The sequence below is a fragment of the Klebsiella sp. CN_Kp097 genome (genome assembly GCF_040064495.1).
GTDB classification, from domain to species: domain Bacteria; phylum Pseudomonadota; class Gammaproteobacteria; order Enterobacterales; family Enterobacteriaceae; genus Klebsiella; species Klebsiella aerogenes.
This window is the reverse complement of record NZ_JBEAIL010000031.1, coordinates 119,064-136,828: the sequence shown is the minus strand read 5'-3', so window position 1 is coordinate 136,828 and position 17,765 is coordinate 119,064. Positions and strand designations below refer to the sequence as shown.

Genomic DNA, 17,765 nt, shown 5'->3' with positions numbered 1-17,765 from the left:
CTCGTCGGGCTCATAACCCGAAGGTCGTCGGTTCAAATCCGGCCCCCGCAACCAACACAATGAACACCCTTAAGGGTGTTTTTTTGTTTCTGCCGTCCGTAAATACCGCTATAAAAAAAAGCGCCCGAAGGCGCTATTTTTTTATCCACGTCTGGCCAACGTCGCCCCATCGGCAAAGTAGGCTTTGATCCCCGCCAGAATCGACTCCGCCACTTCCTGCTGGAATTTCGCGGTCTTCAGTTTACGCTCTTCTTCGACGTTACTGATAAAAGCCGTTTCGACCAGAATTGAAGGAATATCCGGCGCCTTCAGTACCGCAAAGCCCGCCTGCTCCACCTGATTTTTATGCAGCTTGTTGATATTGCCCATTTTTTGCAACACCGCTTTACCAAATTTCAGGCTGTCGGCGATGGTCAATGACTGCACCATATCGAACATGGTGTGGTCGACGTAACGATCGCCGCTCTTGCTGACGCCGCCGATTAAGTCCGAGGCATTCTGCGTTTGCGCGAGGTATTTTGCGGCGGTACTGGTAGCGCCCTTGGTCGAGAGCGCGAACACCGAAGAGCCGCTCGGCTGACGGCTGGTAAAGGCATCGGCGTGAATCGAAACGAACAGATCGGCACGCTGCTTCTGCGCCTTGGCGACACGCACCTTCAACGGAATAAACACGTCTTCGTTACGGGTCATATAGACCTTCATATTACCTTCACGCTCAATGAGCGCGCGCAATCGACGGGCAATCTGCAGCACCACGTCTTTCTCACGAGTTCGGTATTTACCAATCGCGCCGGAGTCTTCACCACCGTGGCCGGGATCGAGCATGATAACGATAGGACGATCGCGCCCGGCTTTCCCCGGCTGCGGCCCGCTTTCTGCCGGCGGTACCTGACGTTCCAGATCGCCTTTGTTGTAATCTTCCAGCAGCGCCAGTAGCGGATCCTGCACATCGGTGGCCGTAGAGGGATAAAGATCCATCACCAGACGCTCTTTAAAACCGGCGACCGGCGCCAGCGCAAACAACTGCGGTTTGACGTTTTGTTTCAGTTCAAACACCATCCGCACGGTTTGCGGGTCGAACTGGCCCACGCGCGCGGATTTAATATACGGGTCGTCGTCGCGAATCTGCCCGCCCATCCCTTTCAGGACCGAGTTCAGGTTAACGCCTTCAATATCAACCACCACTCGCTCAGGATTGCTTAACGCAAACTGCCGATATTTCAGTACATGATTGGATTCCACCGTGACGCGGGTGTAAGTCGACGACGGCCAGATACGCACCGCGACTACCTGCGCGGCGGCGGCCAAACCGACCGGACTCACACTCATTAACCACATGGCGCCCGCCCCTTGTAAAAAACGACGGCGGCTTAATCCCGACTTGTATCCCGACATGCCACTCCCAAGCAAAAAAACGTGTTTGAAGCCAAAATGAACAGATTGACCAGAAACTTTAACCAAAGCCGCATAACCTGTCATCTATAAAAGGGTAAACAAACTTTGACACCCAAGGTTTTGTCACAATGTTTTCGCAAATTAGTGACAAATTAGGGGTTGCGCCACGAAGCAAAACAGAATAAAAATACACTTATTACGAATAATCATGCATTGAGGGTTTGTCATGGTGAAGGAGCGTCGCACTGAACTGGTCGAGGGATTCCGCCATTCTGTTCCCTATATAAACGCGCACCGGGGAAAAACGTTTGTCATCATGCTGGGCGGAGAAGCCATCGAGCACGATAACTTTTCCAGCATAGTCAATGACATTGGCTTATTGCATAGCCTCGGTATTCGCCTGGTGGTGGTCTATGGCGCGCGCCCGCAAATTGACGCCAACCTCGCGGAACATCACCACGAGCCGGTTTATCACAAGCAGACCCGCGTCACCGACGCCAAAACCCTTGAGCTGGTGAAGCAGGCCGCCGGTATGCTGCAGTTAGAAATTACCGCCCGCCTGTCGATGAGCCTCGGCAATACGCCCCTGCAGGGGGCGCATATCAACGTGGTGAGCGGCAATTTTATTATTGCTCAACCTCTTGGCGTCGATGATGGCGTGGATTACTGCCACAGCGGCCGTATTCGCCGCATCGATGAAGAAGCCATTCATCGCCAACTGGACAGCGGCGCAATCGTGCTCATGGGCCCAGTCGCGGTATCCGTCACCGGCGAGAGCTTCAACCTCACTTCTGAAGAGATAGCCACCCAACTGGCGGTAAAGCTGAAAGCTGAAAAGATGATCGGCTTCTGCTCGTCGCAGGGGGTCTACGACCAGCATGGCGAGATCGTTTCCGAGCTGTTCCCTAACGAGGCGCAGGCGCGGGTAGAGGAGCTGGAAGCGGAAGAAGATTATAATTCCGGTACCGTACGCTTCCTGCGCGGGGCGGTGAAAGCCTGCCGCAGCGGCGTGCGCCGCTGCCATTTAATTAGCTATCAGGAAGATGGCGCGCTGCTGCAGGAGCTATTCTCACGTGACGGTATCGGTACGCAGATCGTCATGGAAAGCGCCGAGCAGATCCGCCGGGCAACCATTAACGATATCGGCGGCATCCTCGATCTTATCAGCCCGCTGGAGCAGCAAGGCATTCTGGTGCGCCGCTCGCGCGAACAGCTGGAGATGGAGATAGATAAATTCACCATCATCCAGCGCGATAACACCACCATCGCCTGCGCCGCGCTCTATCCATTCCCGGAAGAGAAAATCGGCGAAATGGCCTGCGTAGCGGTGCATCCGGATTACCGTAGTTCGTCACGCGGCGAGGTACTGCTGAGCCGGATCGCCGCCCAGGCGAAGCAGATGGGGCTCAGCAAGCTATTCGTATTGACCACCCGTAGTATTCACTGGTTCCAGGAACGCGGCTTCACCCCGGTGGATATTGATTTGCTGCCGGAGAGTAAAAAACAGATGTACAACTATCAGCGCCGTTCGAAGGTATTGATGGCGGACCTGGGCTGACGGATAACTCCCCGGATAGCGGCTTACGCCTTATCCGGGCTACCCGACGACATCGAAACGTAGCCCTGCTAAGCGTAGCGCCAGCAGAGCTCCCCCGGATAGCGGCTTACGCCTTATCCGGGCTACCCGACGACATCGAAACGTAGCCCTGCTAAGCGTAGCGCCAGCAGAGATCCTCCAGGATAGCGGCTTACGCCTTATCCGGGCTACCCGACGATATCGCAACGTAGCCCTGCTAAGCGTAGCGCCAGCAGGGATCCCCCCCGGATAGCGGCTGCGCCTTATTCGGGCTTTCCGCCATGCGCGAAAATCTCCGCCAGGCCGCTGCGCCGTTCGGTGCGCGTCACGATGGCTTGCGCCAGTACCTGCCCGTCGGCGTAAAGCGACAGGCGCCGTTTGGCGCGGGTAATCGCGGTATAAACCAGCTCGCGGGTCACCAGCGGTACGCTACGAGAAGGCAAGATCAGCGCCGCATGATCGAACTCCGACCCTTGCGACTTATGCACCGTCATTGCCCAGGCGGTATCATGTTCCGGCAGGCGGCTTGGCTGCACCGATTTAATGCTGCCATCCGGCATCGGGAACCACACGCGAAGTTCGCCGTCCCTTTCCAGCGCAATACCGATATCACCGTTAAACAGCCCCAGCGCGCTATCGTTACGGGAAATCATCACCGGACGACCATCGTACCAGCGTGAATGGCGCGGTAGCGTAATCGCCCGCTTACGATGAAGCATCTGCTCCAGCTGTTCATTCACGCCGCTTACTCCATAAGGCCCTTCACGCAGCGCGCACAGCAGCTGAAATTCGCCGAAGGCGGCAATCATCTGTTCCGGCGCGGCCTGCTCGCGGCGCAGTTGCAGATAACGGCCGTAGCCCTCCTGCGCCGCCATCAGCATCGCTTCATACTCCTCGGTGGTGCTGAGCGGCTGCAGAACGATATCCTCAAACGGCTGGCGTAATGTTGCTTTCACTTCTGCGCGCGCACCGGCATTGACCGCCCGCGCCAGGCTGCCAATACCGGAATGGCTGCCAAAGCGGTAGCTTTTTTGCAACAGGCACAGGCTATCGCGCAACGCCCCGGCGATCTGCCCCTCCCCCGCCGGCACCGTTGCGCCGGTCAAACGCGACAGTTCTTGCGCTCGCGCCGCGGTATAACCGGATGTCGCCCAGGCGCAGATGTCGCCAAGCACCGCCCCGGCTTCCACGGAGGCCAGCTGGTCACGGTCACCGAGAAAAATCACCCGCCCATGTTCCGGCAAAGCATCAATCAGACGCGACATCATCGGTAAGTCGATCATTGAGGCTTCATCGACCACCAGCACATCCAGATGCAGCGGGTTCCCGGCGTGATAGCGCATGCGTTGGCTGCCAGGCTGCGCCCCCAGCAGGCGATGCAGGGTACTGGCATCAGCGGGAACCAGCGCTTTTTGCTCATCGCTAAGCGGAAGTTTTCTTAACGCCGCCCCAAGGGACTCCGTCAGGCGCGCTGCGGCTTTGCCGGTCGGCGCCGCCAGCCGAATTCGACAGCGCGGCGTGTCGTTGATCTGAATCAGCGCCGCCAGCAGCTTCGCGACGGTAGTGGTCTTGCCGGTGCCGGGACCGCCGGAGATCACCGAAATGCGCCGGGTCAGCGCCACCGCCGCAGCGACTTTTTGCCAGTCGATATCGTCGGTCGCAGGAAAGAGTTCATTCAGAGTTGCCGTTAGCCGTCCTTCATCAACCTCCAGTACCCGGTTCGTCTCATTAAAAAAGCGGGCGACGGTGAGTTCATTACGCCACATGCGGTTCAGGTACAGCCTGTCGCCACATAAAATCATCGGCGTCGGTTCGTCGCCGCGGCTCACCGCTGACGAAGAAAGCAACAATTGAGGCCAGTCCTGCGGCTCTCCGGCCATCGCCAGCAACTGGTCGCGGATCTCGCCGGCCTTGCCGCTTAGCGCTTCTTCAGCGTTGAGGCGCGACAGCGGCAGGCAGACATGACCTTCTCCGGCATCCCGGCTCAACAGCGCGGCGGCCAGCTTCACTGCCGGAGGGGCATCCTGCGCCACCATCAGCGCAAACTGTACGTCCAGCGGTCGCAGCAAACGCTGCTCGGCGGCGGCCAGCAGCAGTTCATCCATGGTCATGAGTCCACCTCCTGGGCAACACCGGCAAATAGCGCGTCGAGGCCGTCAATCAGCGGCTGCGCCGGGCGGGTGGTGAAGATCCCCTGCCCGCCTTCCTGCCCGTCCATGCCGCGTAAAAAGAGATAAATGACGCCGCCAAAGTGCCGCTCGTAGTGATAATCGGCAATACGGTGACGCAGATAACGGTGCAGCGCCAGGCTATACAGCTGGTACTGCAGATCATAACGATGCAGGCGCATCGCCTGGATCATCGCCTGCTGGGTATAGGCTTCGCGATCTTCGCCCAGCCAGTTAGATTTGTAGTCCAGCAGGTAATAACGACCATCATGACGAAATACCAGATCGATAAACCCTTTCAGCATGCCGCGGACCTGGCGGAAATCGAGCGCCGGGGTATCAGCCGACAGCGGATCATAGCGGCGGATCAGCGCGTCCAGCTGCAGCGGATCCAGCGGTTGTTCAATCGGTAGATAGAAGGCCATTTCCACCTGTTTATCCCGCACGCCCAGCTGATTCAGGGCGATTTCAGCCCCCGGCAGGCGTGTTCGCAGCACGCCGTCCAGCCATTCGCTCAACACCGGCGCCCACTCTTCGCCAAAACCGTGCAACTGTAGTTTTTGCGCCATCCAGTCAACCGGTACCGGCTGACTGAAATCGAGATCCTCAAACAGGCTATGCAGGAAAGTCCCCGGCGACGCGCCGCGTGGGAACTGATGAGGCGTGAGCTGCGGCTCTTCCGCCACCTCGCCAACGCCCGCGGCGTCGATATCGAGACGCGGTAGCAGCTCCTGACCGGCGCTGGAACCATGTTGCTGCAGGCCGGAATAACTGGTCACCCGCCAGTCGTCACTCACCTGGCGTTCAACCGTCCGCGCCGAAAGCGACGGTAGCGCGTTTTCCGGCGCCTGCCACGGTGTCTGGTCCATGGTATCGGGAATACATAGCGCAATATCATCGTGGCATAATGCCTGTAGCCGCGCGGTCAATCCCGCCGCGTCCATCGGCTCGCCGTCCTGCAGCAGACGGCCGAGGGCGCTGTGATGAAAATCGCTGTTGCCAGGTTTATCGCTTCGGCGGGTACTTAACGGCGCAACCCCGAGACTGCAGTGCCACACCGCGCGGGTCAGGGCCACATACAACAGGCGTAAATCCTCCGCCAGACGCTCGGCTTCCGCCAGCTCAAGGCTATTCTCCCCCTCTCCGAGGTCGAGTACCGCAGCAAAGGAATCGCGGTCGTGATAGAACGCCTGATCCTGTTTGCGAAAGCGCGCGATAAAGGGCAGCCAGACCAGCGAATATTCCAGTCCTTTTGATTTGTGGATAGTGACGATTTGCACCAGATGCTTATCGCTCTCCAGACGCATCTGCTGGCTGGAAGCATTGCTGTCCGGTTCGGCGATATGTTGCGTCAGCCAGCGCACCAGCGCGTGCTCGCTCTCCAACTGATTAGCCGCCTCTTGTAACAATTCGCTGATATGCAAAATATCGGTCAAACGGCGTTCGCCGCCGTGGGTCGCCAGCAGGTTTTCGGCAATATGACGCGCCCCCATCAGCGCGCGCAGCATTGGCATCACGCCGCGCTGGCGCCAGATGTGCCGGTATTCACTGAACTCCTCTACCAGCGCATCCCAGGCACGTTCATCCTGATTGAGGTTTTCGATATCCTGCGCATTAAGGCCAAACATCGACGTCGCCAGCGCGCTGCGTAGCGTGTTTTCACGCTCTGGCGCCAGTACCGCCTGTAGAACCCACAGTAATTCCTGCGCTTCCGGGGTTTCAAAAACGCTGTCGCGGTTTGAGAGATAGACCGACGGGATCGACAAAAGCTGCAGCGCATCGCGAATGAGCGCCGCTTCGAGACGGTTACGCACCAGCACGGTGATATCGGAGGCGCGCACCGGCTCGGCTTTTTCGTCGCGCCACAGCAGCGCGCGCCCCTGCTGGCCGGCGCTGAGCCAGTCGCGGATCTGCGTCGCACACAATTGCGCCATAAAAGACTGATAATCGCCAGAACCGACGGCTTCGCCAGGCATTAACCACATGTTCATCGCCGGGATCGGCTTCTCATCAATGGTAAAGCGCAACGTCTGATTTTTAGCGGCTGGCTTCACCGGCAAGAATGGGATCTCGCGGAACATGAATGGATTATCACTCAGGCCGAACAGACGATTTACGCTCTGTACCATGCCTGGCGCCGAACGCCAGTTGGTATCCAGCGTATAGTGGGCAGCGACATCGCCACGCGCTTTCATATAGGTGAAAATATCGGCGCCGCGAAAGGCGTAAATCGCCTGTTTCGGGTCGCCAATCAGCAGCAGGGCCGTATCCGGCTGGCGACGCCAAATGCGGCGGAAGATACGATACTGTTGCGGATCGGTATCCTGGAACTCATCGATCATCGCCACCGGGAAACGCTGACGAATAGCGCTGGCCAACGCTTCGCCGCTGTCGCCGCGCAGCGCGTCGTCAAGGCGGCTGAGCATGTCGTCAAAGCCCAGTTCGCCTCGACGCCGCTTTTCGCGGGCGACCGCTTCACGGATCTCCACCATCGCCCTGGCGATAACCAGATCGTTTAAGGTAAGCGGTGAGGCGAGCAGCGCCTCTACCGCGCTGAATAACGGATGCAACGGTGGTTCGCCGCCGTCTTTGGTGCGCTCAATGAGGAACGGTTGCGAGAATTTTTCCAGCGCATCAGGCAACTGATAACTCAGCGTTTCTTCCTGCGCCCAGGCGCTGACCTTTTCGATCCACTTGCCCTGGTTGCCGCGGTTGAACTTGCGGCGATCGAGCCCTGAGTTTTCCAGCACGTTTTCAATTTCGCTAACCTGCTCCCGCCACTGCTGCTTCAGCGCATTGATACGTTCCAGGATTTGCTGATGGCGGCTTGCCAGCGTCTCTTCCGCCGGCGGCGGCGATTTTAGCTGCGGCGCTTCGCCCTGCAGCCAGCGGTCGATCGCCTTGAGCAGATCGCGCGGTCCTTTCCACTGTTCATGGATCACCGCGGCGATATCGCGCGGCAGCGGATAGCAGTGGCGACGCCAGAAGTCGGCGCAGGCCTGATAACGCAGGCGGGATTCGTCTTCAATCAGTTGCTGTTCAAACAGCATGCCGGATTCGAAGGCGTTGAGGCTTAGCATCCGCTGACAGAAGCCGTGGATGGTAAAGACTGCCGCCTCGTCCATCTGCCGCTCCGCCAGCATCAACGTTTGCGCCGCCTGGTTTTTATCGGCGATTTCCGCGAGCAGAGAGGCATACAGAGGATTACTGGAACTCTCACGCAAACAGGCGATCCGCAGTTCATGAATATTGCTGCGGATACGTCCGCGCAGCTCTTCCGTCGCCGCTTCGGTAAAGGTAACCACCAGCAGCTCTTCCACGCTGACCGGCCGGGGGAAAGCAGATTCCCCCCCCAGCCCCAGCAGCAGCCGTAGATATAGCGCGGCGATGGTAAAGGTTTTTCCGGTGCCCGCGGAGGCTTCTATCAGCCGCTCGCCCGTCAGGGGCAAGCGGAGTGGGTCAAGAGACTCAGCGGTTTCGGTCATTCATTCTCTCGCATCAGGGGTAAGGATTTTTGCAATGCGCTGACGCTTTCCCATACCTTACCGCCTTCAGGGGCGGCGTATTCCGTCTTGCCGTTCTGGCTGCCGGAAACCTGGGATAACAGTGCCATGCCTTGCGGATCCACCACCGTCTGATGGAAGAAGTCGGCAAGTTTTTGCGGCGTCAGCAGTTTCATCTGAGCCACTACTTTATCACGTGAATCGAAGCGCATATTACCGCGATCGAAATCTTTGCTCAGCTTTGATGCTTCTTCGCTCAACGTTTGCGGCGCCTGCAGCATCTGGCTAATCGCCGCCTGCTGGATCTGGGCAAACTCTTCCGGCTTCATCGCCCGCAGTTTGGCTTCCGCCGTCGGGAAGAAGGCCTGGAAGCGCTGCCAGAGGAAGGCCGGCTGTTTATCGCTGCTCTGTAGCAGGAAGCCCATCCCCCACTGGCGGCCCACATTCATTGAAAAGGCGAATACCGCATAGCCGAGTTGTTCTTCAGTACGTAACTGGTTGTAGAACCAGGGCTGAATAATCTGCCCTAACAGCGAACTGGCGGCCATGCTGCTGTATTCATCGACATTTGGCGGCGCGAAAACCGCCGCCAGCGCGGAGTCGGTGCTGCTGCCTGCTTTCTCAAACATCGCCAGTTGTTTGCTGTCGATCAGCACGTCTTTGTTGCGACACCACTCGTTGCCATCGGCGCCAAGCTGTTTTTGGATCTGGCGGGCCAGATCGGTGGACTGTCTGGCGCTCATGTTACCGATGACCAGCAGCTCCGGCCGCCCTCTGGCTTTCAGGTTATCGCGGTAGTTGATCACTTCTTTCAGGGTGATTGACGGTAGTAAATCGCGACGTGTTTTACGCTCAAAATAGGGTACCTGCGACAGCATCTGAATCGGCATAATCGCCTGGTCATAGGCTTTGCCTTTGTCCGCCGAATCCATCATCTGGGCATACCAGGACTTCGCTTGCTCAAGCTGCTCTTCGGTCGGCGTATAGCTAAAGTAGCCGTCCAGCAGCGCGGTAAAGAGCTGCGGCAGACGCTGGGTATAGCCGTTGGCATTAACCATCAGACCGTTGTTGGCGCCGGTCGAGAAGCTTATCCCGCCTACCGCGGCCTGATTGCTAAGCTGATCGAGGGCGATACCGGCCAGGTAATCATTTAACGCGAACATCACCTGACGGCGCGCGCTGTCCATCGCCTGCGGGTTACGTAGCACCAGCGAGACGTCGGCCTTCGGTTCACTGGCAAAGTACTGGCTTGGCGCGTACACCACGCGCAGCGTCGGCTCATCGACGATAAGCTCCGGATGCGGGTAGGCCTTATCGCTCTTAATCAGCGTGAAATCATCCGGAATATAGGGGTTCAGCGTCGGCAGCTGCAGCTTGATGGCCGCAGATTTTTGCTGCCAGTCGGTGAAGGTCCGGGCGCTAATTTTATCAACCTGGTACGGCGCGTTGACGAAATAAGCGGTTTTGTTGTGCGGCTCATTCGGGCTGATGTACCAGATACGCGCATTTTGCGGCGTCATCATCGCCAGACGGTCTTTAATCGCCTGGTCATCATAGCGGTCGGCGATATTAACCACGTCCAGTACGTGCTCTACCGGCACGCGAATCATGGTATCGGCCAGCCACTCCACATAATCCATATCGCGGTTAATCGACGGATAACGGAAATCGAGCTCCAGCACGTGGGCTAATTCATCAAAGTAGCGCTTATCAATACCCTGTGTACGCAGCAAATTCAGGTAGCTGAAAATAGCGGCGGTAACTTCATCGCGGTGCGCCAGGCCTTTATCGGTGAGGGTAGCGGAGATCGCCAGCACGCCGCTATTACCGTTGACCGCCGGATCGGAATCCGCGCGAATCCCTTCCGCCAGCCCCTGCTTCTGCAGCCAGTCGGATAAGGTGCCGGGGCTGCGGTTGCCAATCATATAGGTCACCAGCTCATCGGTCTTGCTGCGGAACTGAGCGCTGTTGTTATCGATGCGGAATTCAACGCGCAGCACCTTACGCGGCATCGCCGGCACGTAGTGAATCACAATGCCCTTCTGCGCATCGGTCACGACAGGTACGGTAATCTTCGGCTTGCTGATGTCATGATTAGGCACCCGCCCGTAGGTCGCGGCGGCAATGCTTGCCAACTCAGGCAGCGGCTTATTACTGTAGATAACTGCCTTCATCAGGTTTGCCGAGTACCAGCGGTCGCGGAAAGCGTGCAGCGCATCAAGCACCGGGCTACCAGGCTTATCGCTCAGCGTATCGAGGTTACCGCCGGAAAATTGTGAAGCCGGATGCGCAGGGTTGATGGTTTCGGCGCTCACCTGCGCCATGCGCATCCCGTCCCGGGTGCGCGCCATAGTCAATTCGGCGTTGACCGCGTTACGTTCGCGTTCGGCATATTTTTTATCCAGCAGCGGCGCGGCAATGGCATCGGCCAGCCGATCGACAGCGCCGTTGAGAGCATCGTTTTCCACTTCAAGGTAGAACGCGGTGCGATACGGCGCCGTGCTGGCATTATGACTGCCGCCGTGCATTTTGAGGAATTCAGCAAGGCTGTCAGGCTGCGGGTACTTCTGCGAGCCCATTAAGGTCATATGCTCGAGATAGTGTGCCAGCCCTTGATGGTCGGCCGGATCCTGTAATGAACCCACCGGCACCACCAGCGCCGACAACGATTTTACCGCCTGCGGATCGGATACCAGCAGCACGACCATGCCGTTTTGCAGGCGAATAGCCTGATAGTGACGGGGATCTTTTTCGCTTTTACGGATGGTTTCCTGAATCGGTTGCCATCCGGTGTCTGCCTGACTTAACGGCGCCCAAAGGGCGACCACTACAACAAGAACTTTGAACCATAAACTGCGGGACATTCACGGACCTCATCATTAACAAACTTCGCGCTGCATAGCGTCAGCGTGGATACCCATCATCAGGCTCGGGCCATCTTCCGGGTATTTAAAACATCAGTCCGTGATTCGCTGCGAATAATAAATGAACAACCTTCTTTTGCGCAATTTTTATACTATTACAATTTTATTCGGACTGATGGAAACGAAATATCGGCAACAGATAACGCTGCGCCTGCGCGATAATTTCTTCATAGTACGCAGGCTCAAGGGTGCGCCACAGGCGCTGGTACCAGATATCGGCACCTTCGCCGCTCACCACCATATTACCTTCGTAGGCCTGAAGGAACTTGCTACGCGCTTTTTGTTGCGTATCGTCATCCATCAACATGATATCCCTTTCCGCGTCGTAACAGGCTTTTAGCCACGCGCCGCCGCTTTCCGGCAACAGCAGTAGCGGTTTTGACATCCCCTCCAGGTAGCCTTCTACCAGCTCATTTAGATACGTCTGCGCCTGCTCAGCCGCCAGCGGCGGGAAACGCCATTCGCCTTCCTTGCGCACGAACAAGCGACTTTCGCCGAGACCGCCGCTAGCACAATAGACAAGATGTTCCAGCCAAAGTTGCACGCCCTGAGAGACGCTCAGCAGCGACGGACGCCAGCGCAATAGCCCATCCGGCTGTACCTGCTGTAGCCAGCCGGTGAGATTGATACCGTTGCACTGTAGGTCAATCTCCATACTTTGCGCGGGTTGACGACTGGCGATAACCCGCTCAGCCAGGTTCTGCATTTCCTGACGCTGCGCCTCCCATGCCAGTTCGCCAAACGCGCCAAAAGGCAGCTCACCCGCCGCACGAAAACGACGATACATCGCTGACGCATCCTGTTGTTCAATCAGCGTATTCAGCAACTGTTGGTTCAACTGGTAACGGCTTAGCCCTTCAAGCACGAAAGGCTCATCTTCGGGGATCTCGCTCTCTTCAGAGCGGAAATTCACCCGCAGACGCTGCTGGAAGAAAGCGCGCACTGGATGCTGCCAAAAGCGTAACAGCTGTTCGAACGGCAGCGTGTCGATATCGAGCGGCGCAAGCGGCTGGATAAATTCACTATGCGCCTCTCCCTGCTGGCTGGCGGCGGCCAGCCACTCTCTTGCATAGCTCTGATCTTCATCCGGCAGGTAATTGGCGGCATCAAAAGGCATGCGCGTATGCAGATGGGTAATGTGCTCTTTAACGCGGCGTTCGCTGGCATCGCAGTCCAGCGCTTCATCGCCTTCAAGGCAGTGGCTCTGACCGATATAGTCCGCCAGTTCCTGTACCAGCACCGAAGGATAACGCTCACTATTATCCTGAATAGAGCGGCCGATATAGCTGATGTATAGCTTCTGTTCGGCCGACATCAGCGCTTCCAGGAACAGATAGCGGTCGTCGTCGCGACGGCTACGGTCCCCGCGCTGCGGTTTTTGGCTCATTAAATCGAAACCCAGCGGCGCGAGGGTGCGTGGGTAGACGCCGTCGTTCATCCCCAGCAGGCAGACAACTTTGAAGGGAATAGAACGCATCGGCATCAGGGTGCAGATATTCACCGGCCCGGCCAGGAAACGCTGGCTGATGCGCTGCTGATCGAGGCGCTGCGCCAGCTCATCGCGCAGCAGCGATAGCGGCACGGCAGCCCCGTACTGCGCATCCAACCCGCCATCGATGATGGCTTGCCATTGCTGTTCAATCAGCGCCAGCGCCGCTTCGGTTTCACTGTCTGGCAGGAAGAAATCCGTGAGCAGATCGCGGCACACCGGCAGCCACTCTGTCAGCGGGCGATCCTGTGCCAGACCGCGGCGCCACAGATTGAGCTGCATCAGCAGCGAAGCGAGATTCCCCACCAGTTCGGCAATCAGCCCGCTGGATTCATCATAGGGCAGCACCGACTGCCACTCGCCCTGGCTGCTGTCCATCGCATATCCCAGCAGCATACGTGTTAAACCGAAACGCCAGGTGTGCTGACCGGTCGCCGGGAGATCCATTTCGCGCACGTTGTCGTCATCCATGCCCCATCGTACACCGGATTCATTGACCCACTGGCGCAGATAGCGTAGCCCCTCTTCATTGATATTGAAGCGCGCCGCCAGCACTGGCACATCCAGCAGCGCCAGCACATCTTCACTGGCGAAACGGCTATCCGGCAGAGAAAGCAACGTGATAAACGCCTGTAGCGCCGGGTGAGATTCCCGCGCCCGACGGTCGGAAATCGCCCACGGCAGCCAGCGTTCGCCGCGCGCTGCGCCGAATACCGCCTGAATATAGGGACTGTAGCTGTCGATATCGGCGACCATGACGATAATATCGCGCGGCGTCAGCTCCGGGTCTTCTTCCAGCATCGCCAGCAGCCGGTCATGCAGCACTTCCACTTCGCGTTGCGGGCTATGGCAGACGTGGATAGCCAGGCTGCGGTCGTCAGTCGCCAGCGGACGCTTGCTCTTACTGCTGGCGAACTCTTGCGCGGTGCGCCCTGCCACCGCGGCGTTGCGCAGATCCAGAATATCGGCCTGAAGGTTATGCAGCAGGTTATCGGGGGCGATATCGACAAAGGCGTCCAGCTCTTCATAGCGCTCCAGCCCGGCCAGCAGATAGATATAATCGCGCCCGAGCTTGCCCCACGAGGCCAGCAGCGGGTTGCCAACATCCTGCTCGCCATCATCATTAAATAACCCCGGCGCCTGTTCAGTGTCGCGGAACAGCGGCAGCTCACGCGCCTCGCGGTGGTGGCGGCGCTGGCGCGACATCAGTTTGGCAAGAAACGCCGGATCTTTAATATCGCCCCAGTAGTAGCGACAGGGGTTAGTGAAGAGTACATAGACATCGACGTGCTTGCCCAGCGCCTGCAGGGCCTGCAAATACACCGGCGGCAGCGCGGAGATGCCGCAGATAAAGACCCGCGACGGCAGCCCGGCTGGCGGCTGGTCAGCATTTTCCAGCGCGCTGATAAAGCGCTGGTACAGATTAGCGCGGTGCCATAGCGGTTGCCCAAGCTCCGCGGTGTATTCGACTAACGCTTTCCACAGCGGAGCCTGCCACTGCTGAGCGTCGCCCAGCCCGTCAACCCGTTCATCGGCCTCCCAGCGCATCAGCCACTCCGGGCGATAGACCAGATACTGGTCATACAGATCGGCTACCCGCGCGGCTAGCTGGAATAGCTTACGCTTGTCGCTGTCATCGCTCAGATAGTGGCGCAGCAATGTGAAGGCGTCATCGTCGAGATACTGCGGCAGCAGGGTCATCAGCTTCCAGCTCATGCTCTGTTTACTGAAGGCGCTCTCGCCGGGAATATCGTCTAGCACGCGAACGAACATATCCCAGATAAAGCTGGCCGGCAGCGGAAACTCGATATTCGCCGCAATACCGAAGCGCTTTGCCAGCGTCATCTGCAACCATTGCGCCATACCGGTACTTTGCACCAGCACCATTTCCGGCATGAAAGGGTCATCCAGCCGCTGGCGCTCGACGATAAACTCCATCAACGCTTCAAGCACATCCAGACGGTTTGAGTGGTACACCCTTAACATATTCGCTCCTGACTACTGATTTACCGGACAATGTAGCCGGTTCATCTGCACCCGCTTAGCGGCGGGCATGGTGATCGTTACCGTGATGCTGACACAACTTTGCCTGGATGTCTGCAAGCGGCTTATTTGCCCTTTATAGGGCTGCGCCGAAGGAACAAGCAGGCTCAAGCGCCACGCGTCGCGCCACTGCTGGCGATAGGCGTTCAATTGAGCGGCGCCGCTGGCCAGCCCGCGATGATAGCCGCCAAGCGCCGTGATGGTCATGATTAACAGCGCCATCGCTAATAATGTCTCCGCCAGACTAAAACCGCGCTGGCGCGCTACGGCATCAGGCATAACGCACTCTCCTTCAACGGGCAAAAGTCGCTCCAGCCATGCGCTAAATACCGCAGCTTGCCCTGTTCAATCGACGCTGACTGCCACAGCTGTATCGTGCCGCTGCCGGCGATAAGCAGCGCGCGGTCATCATTAAAAAGCCGCAGACACGCGCGCCAGCGTTGGCTGTTTTCCTGTTGACACGCAACTGCGCTCTGCAGCGGCCAGTTCACCCCTTTGCCCCATTGCAGCGCCGACTGCGCGGCGGCCGTATCGCGAATTGCCTGGGTTTCGGCGCTCACCTGCGCCAGCAGCGATCGCTGCTGCTGATTCAGCCCCTGCAATAGCAAGCTGCCCAGCGCCAGTAGCAGCAGCACCATCAGCAGTGATGAAACTCCGCGCTGGCGTTTCACAGGTTGAACCCCGTTACCTGATATTGCGCCTCGGCGGAAATACGCGAGTCCGATTGCGCCTGCGCCGCCAGGGTAACGATAAGTTCAGGAGAGAACCCGCTTACCGCCTGCCGCTCAACGTGAAAGCGCGTGACCGTGATAGCGGCGGGATTAGTCATTTTCTCCCAATTTTTTCCGCCGCAGTCAGTAACGCCGCGCCGCGTTTCCAGCGCTCCGTCGCGCAGGCGAAAACCGGTAGAATCGGCATCGGCCTCCGGCGCCAGATCCCAAATGCCGTTGCTGTTGCCATCCCAGCGAACGATTACGCACTGCCCGCCGCTGGCAATCACCAGCGCCTGACCATGACATTGACCTGCGCAATATCCGGCGCGCTGCAAATGTTTGGCTAACGCATAGACCCGCTGCCATAGCTCATTTTCCAGCGCCTGCTGCTGCGTTTGGCGAAGAACCTGGCGCTGTAGCGCCGGAAGGAAACGAGCGGCTCCGAGCAGTAATACCGCGCCAATCGCCATGGCAATCAGCGTTTCAATGAGCGAAAAACCACGCGCCGCTACTGGCATAATTCCTCCTCTTCCCGACACAGGCGTATGCGCCCCCAGTTAGAGACAACAATCCGCCACGCTCCGCCATCGCTTTGCAGCAGAATATAACCGGCCCAGGCGCTGTTGCGCAGGCCGTAGAAGCCGATTCCCGCCGTCAGGTGCCGCAAGGTAATTCCCGGCCATAGCGGCTGCAGGGTAAAAGGCGTTTTCGCGTGACATTCAGCCTCCACGCCGATTGCGCTCAGGCACCAGCCGGTGGGCGATTGTCCGACGCGAATGACGCGCTCGCGGTTGTGCCAGTTAGCGTCATCGCGCAGCAGCACGAGATAATCGCGCACCTGGCAGGCGACCTGCCACAGGCGCTGTTGCTGTTGCCAGCGCTGCCAGCCGTACATACCGCTGGCGCTGAGGATGACCACCAGCATCATGGTGATCAGCATTTCAATTAGGGTGTAGCCATGCTGTCTGTTCATGGCGCCGAGTATGCGTTGCTCTGACCATCCATTCGAATGGTAAATCTACGGTTCGCGTCGCGGCTCGGGAAAAAATTCGCCAGTTGCAGGATGTTGAGCGGCGTCAGGAATCAGGCTCGCAAAATTCTGCAAAGGGCATAAAAAAACCGGCGCTGCTGGCGCCGGTTTGTCATCACTACAGAGAGGTTAAATCGCCACTGGCGCTTTAATACCCGGATGCGGGTCATAACCTTCAATTTCGAAGTCTTCAAAACGGTAGTCGAAAATCGACGCCGGTTTGCGCTTAATGACCAGCTTCGGCAGCGGACGCGGTTCGCGGCTCAGCTGCAGGTTGGTCTGCTCCAGGTGATTGCTGTACAGGTGAGTGTCGCCGCCGGTCCAGACAAAATCGCCCACTTGCAGATCGCACTGCTGCGCCACCATATGCACCAGCAGCGCATAGCTGGCGATGTTGAACGGCAGGCCGAGGAACACGTCGCAGGAGCGCTGATACAGCTGGCAGGAGAGCTTGCCGTCCGCGACGTAGAACTGGAAGAACGCGTGGCACGGCGCCAGCGCCATTTTATCCAGCTCGCCGACGTTCCATGCCGACACGATGATACGGCGAGAGTCGGGGTCATTTTTCAGCTGTTCCATGACCGTGCTGATCTGGTCGATATGGCGGCCGTCCGGCGCAGGCCAGGAGCGCCACTGTTTGCCGTAGACCGGCCCGAGATCGCCATTCTCATCCGCCCACTCATCCCAGATTGTGACGTTATTTTCGTGCAGATAGGCAATGTTGGTGTCGCCCTGCAGGAACCACAGCAGTTCATGGATGATGGAGCGTAAATGACAGCGCTTGGTGGTCACTAGCGGGAAGCCTTCCTGCAAGTTAAAACGCATCTGGTGGCCGAAGATAGAGATGGTGCCAGTGCCGGTGCGGTCATTTTTTGGCGTGCCCTCGGCGAGCACTTTCTGCATCAAATCAAGATACTGTTTCAT

At 58.0% G+C, this 17,765-nt stretch carries 11 protein-coding genes; 1 reads left to right on the top strand and 10 read right to left on the bottom strand.

Features of this window, described 5'->3' with window-relative positions; all coding sequences use genetic code 11:
• Window positions 1–141: 141 nt before the first annotated feature.
• Window positions 142–1,395: an N-acetylmuramoyl-L-alanine amidase AmiC gene (gene amiC / locus ABLV07_RS23005; RefSeq protein WP_020078045.1), complete on the bottom strand. Its 1,254-nt coding sequence runs from the start codon at window positions 1,393–1,395 to the stop codon at window positions 142–144.
• A 226-nt stretch (window positions 1,396–1,621) separates the two neighbouring features.
• Here amiC and argA point away from each other — a divergent pair, with 226 nt between their 5' ends.
• Window positions 1,622–2,953, top strand: a complete 1,332-nt coding sequence (gene argA / locus ABLV07_RS23000) for an amino-acid N-acetyltransferase (protein ID WP_015369939.1) — start codon at window positions 1,622–1,624, stop codon at window positions 2,951–2,953.
• A 281-nt stretch (window positions 2,954–3,234) separates the two neighbouring features.
• Here the strand turns inward: argA and recD are convergent, their stop codons facing one another.
• The 9 genes from recD to thyA all read right to left on the bottom strand — a co-directional run bounded on the left by recD (window position 3,235) and on the right by thyA (window position 17,765).
• Complete coding sequence (recD, locus tag ABLV07_RS22995) at window positions 3,235–5,082, bottom strand: exodeoxyribonuclease V subunit alpha (RefSeq protein WP_348853842.1); 1,848 nt, start codon at window positions 5,080–5,082, stop codon at window positions 3,235–3,237.
• On the bottom strand, window positions 5,079–8,624 hold the full coding sequence (recB, locus tag ABLV07_RS22990; RefSeq protein WP_047077617.1) for an exodeoxyribonuclease V subunit beta: 3,546 nt from the start codon (window positions 8,622–8,624) through the stop codon (window positions 5,079–5,081). The genes recD and recB overlap by 4 nt, the downstream gene beginning before the upstream one ends.
• Window positions 8,621–11,506, bottom strand: coding sequence for a pitrilysin (gene ptrA / locus ABLV07_RS22985; RefSeq protein ID WP_348853841.1), 2,886 nt, complete (start codon window positions 11,504–11,506; stop codon window positions 8,621–8,623). Before ptrA ends, recB begins: the two co-directional genes overlap by 4 nt.
• 163 nt (window positions 11,507–11,669) lie before the next feature.
• The gene (recC, locus tag ABLV07_RS22980; RefSeq protein WP_348853840.1) at window positions 11,670–15,041 is read right to left on the bottom strand and encodes an exodeoxyribonuclease V subunit gamma; all 3,372 of its coding nucleotides are present in this window, start codon (window positions 15,039–15,041) and stop codon (window positions 11,670–11,672) included.
• A 12-nt stretch (window positions 15,042–15,053) separates the two neighbouring features.
• Window positions 15,054–15,377 (bottom strand): prepilin-type N-terminal cleavage/methylation domain-containing protein, encoded by a 324-nt coding sequence (locus tag ABLV07_RS22975; protein ID WP_046883040.1) that lies wholly within the window; start codon window positions 15,375–15,377, stop codon window positions 15,054–15,056.
• Window positions 15,362–15,769: a DUF2509 family protein gene (locus tag ABLV07_RS22970; protein ID WP_015703325.1), complete on the bottom strand. Its 408-nt coding sequence runs from the start codon at window positions 15,767–15,769 to the stop codon at window positions 15,362–15,364. The genes ABLV07_RS22975 and ABLV07_RS22970 overlap by 16 nt, the downstream gene beginning before the upstream one ends.
• Window positions 15,766–16,329, bottom strand: coding sequence for a prepilin peptidase-dependent protein (locus ABLV07_RS22965; RefSeq protein ID WP_015703326.1), 564 nt, complete (start codon window positions 16,327–16,329; stop codon window positions 15,766–15,768). Before ABLV07_RS22965 ends, ABLV07_RS22970 begins: the two co-directional genes overlap by 4 nt.
• Window positions 16,320–16,784, bottom strand: coding sequence for a prepilin peptidase-dependent protein (locus ABLV07_RS22960; protein ID WP_047740354.1), 465 nt, complete (start codon window positions 16,782–16,784; stop codon window positions 16,320–16,322). The genes ABLV07_RS22965 and ABLV07_RS22960 overlap by 10 nt, the downstream gene beginning before the upstream one ends.
• A gap of 186 nt (window positions 16,785–16,970) precedes the next feature.
• Entirely contained in the window at window positions 16,971–17,765 is a 795-nt protein-coding gene (gene thyA, locus ABLV07_RS22955) for a thymidylate synthase (protein WP_015369929.1), read from the bottom strand.

What these genes read in the sequence shown, in the direction of transcription:
- amiC (WP_020078045.1), bottom strand. Translation starts at nt 1,395, where the DNA reads ATGTCGGGATACAAGTCGGGATTAAGCCGCCGTCGTTTTTTACAAGGG.
- argA (WP_015369939.1), top strand. Translation starts at nt 1,622, where the DNA reads ATGGTGAAGGAGCGTCGCACTGAACTGGTCGAGGGATTCCGCCATTCT.
- recD (WP_348853842.1), bottom strand. Translation starts at nt 5,082, where the DNA reads ATGACCATGGATGAACTGCTGCTGGCCGCCGCCGAGCAGCGTTTGCTG.
- recB (WP_047077617.1), bottom strand. Translation starts at nt 8,624, where the DNA reads ATGACCGAAACCGCTGAGTCTCTTGACCCACTCCGCTTGCCCCTGACG.
- ptrA (WP_348853841.1), bottom strand. Translation starts at nt 11,506, where the DNA reads ATGTCCCGCAGTTTATGGTTCAAAGTTCTTGTTGTAGTGGTCGCCCTT.
- recC (WP_348853840.1), bottom strand. Translation starts at nt 15,041, where the DNA reads ATGTTAAGGGTGTACCACTCAAACCGTCTGGATGTGCTTGAAGCGTTG.
- ABLV07_RS22975 (WP_046883040.1), bottom strand. Translation starts at nt 15,377, where the DNA reads ATGCCTGATGCCGTAGCGCGCCAGCGCGGTTTTAGTCTGGCGGAGACA.
- ABLV07_RS22965 (WP_015703326.1), bottom strand. Translation starts at nt 16,329, where the DNA reads ATGCCAGTAGCGGCGCGTGGTTTTTCGCTCATTGAAACGCTGATTGCC.
- ABLV07_RS22960 (WP_047740354.1), bottom strand. Translation starts at nt 16,784, where the DNA reads ATGAACAGACAGCATGGCTACACCCTAATTGAAATGCTGATCACCATG.
- thyA (WP_015369929.1), bottom strand. Translation starts at nt 17,765, where the DNA reads ATGAAACAGTATCTTGATTTGATGCAGAAAGTGCTCGCCGAGGGCACG.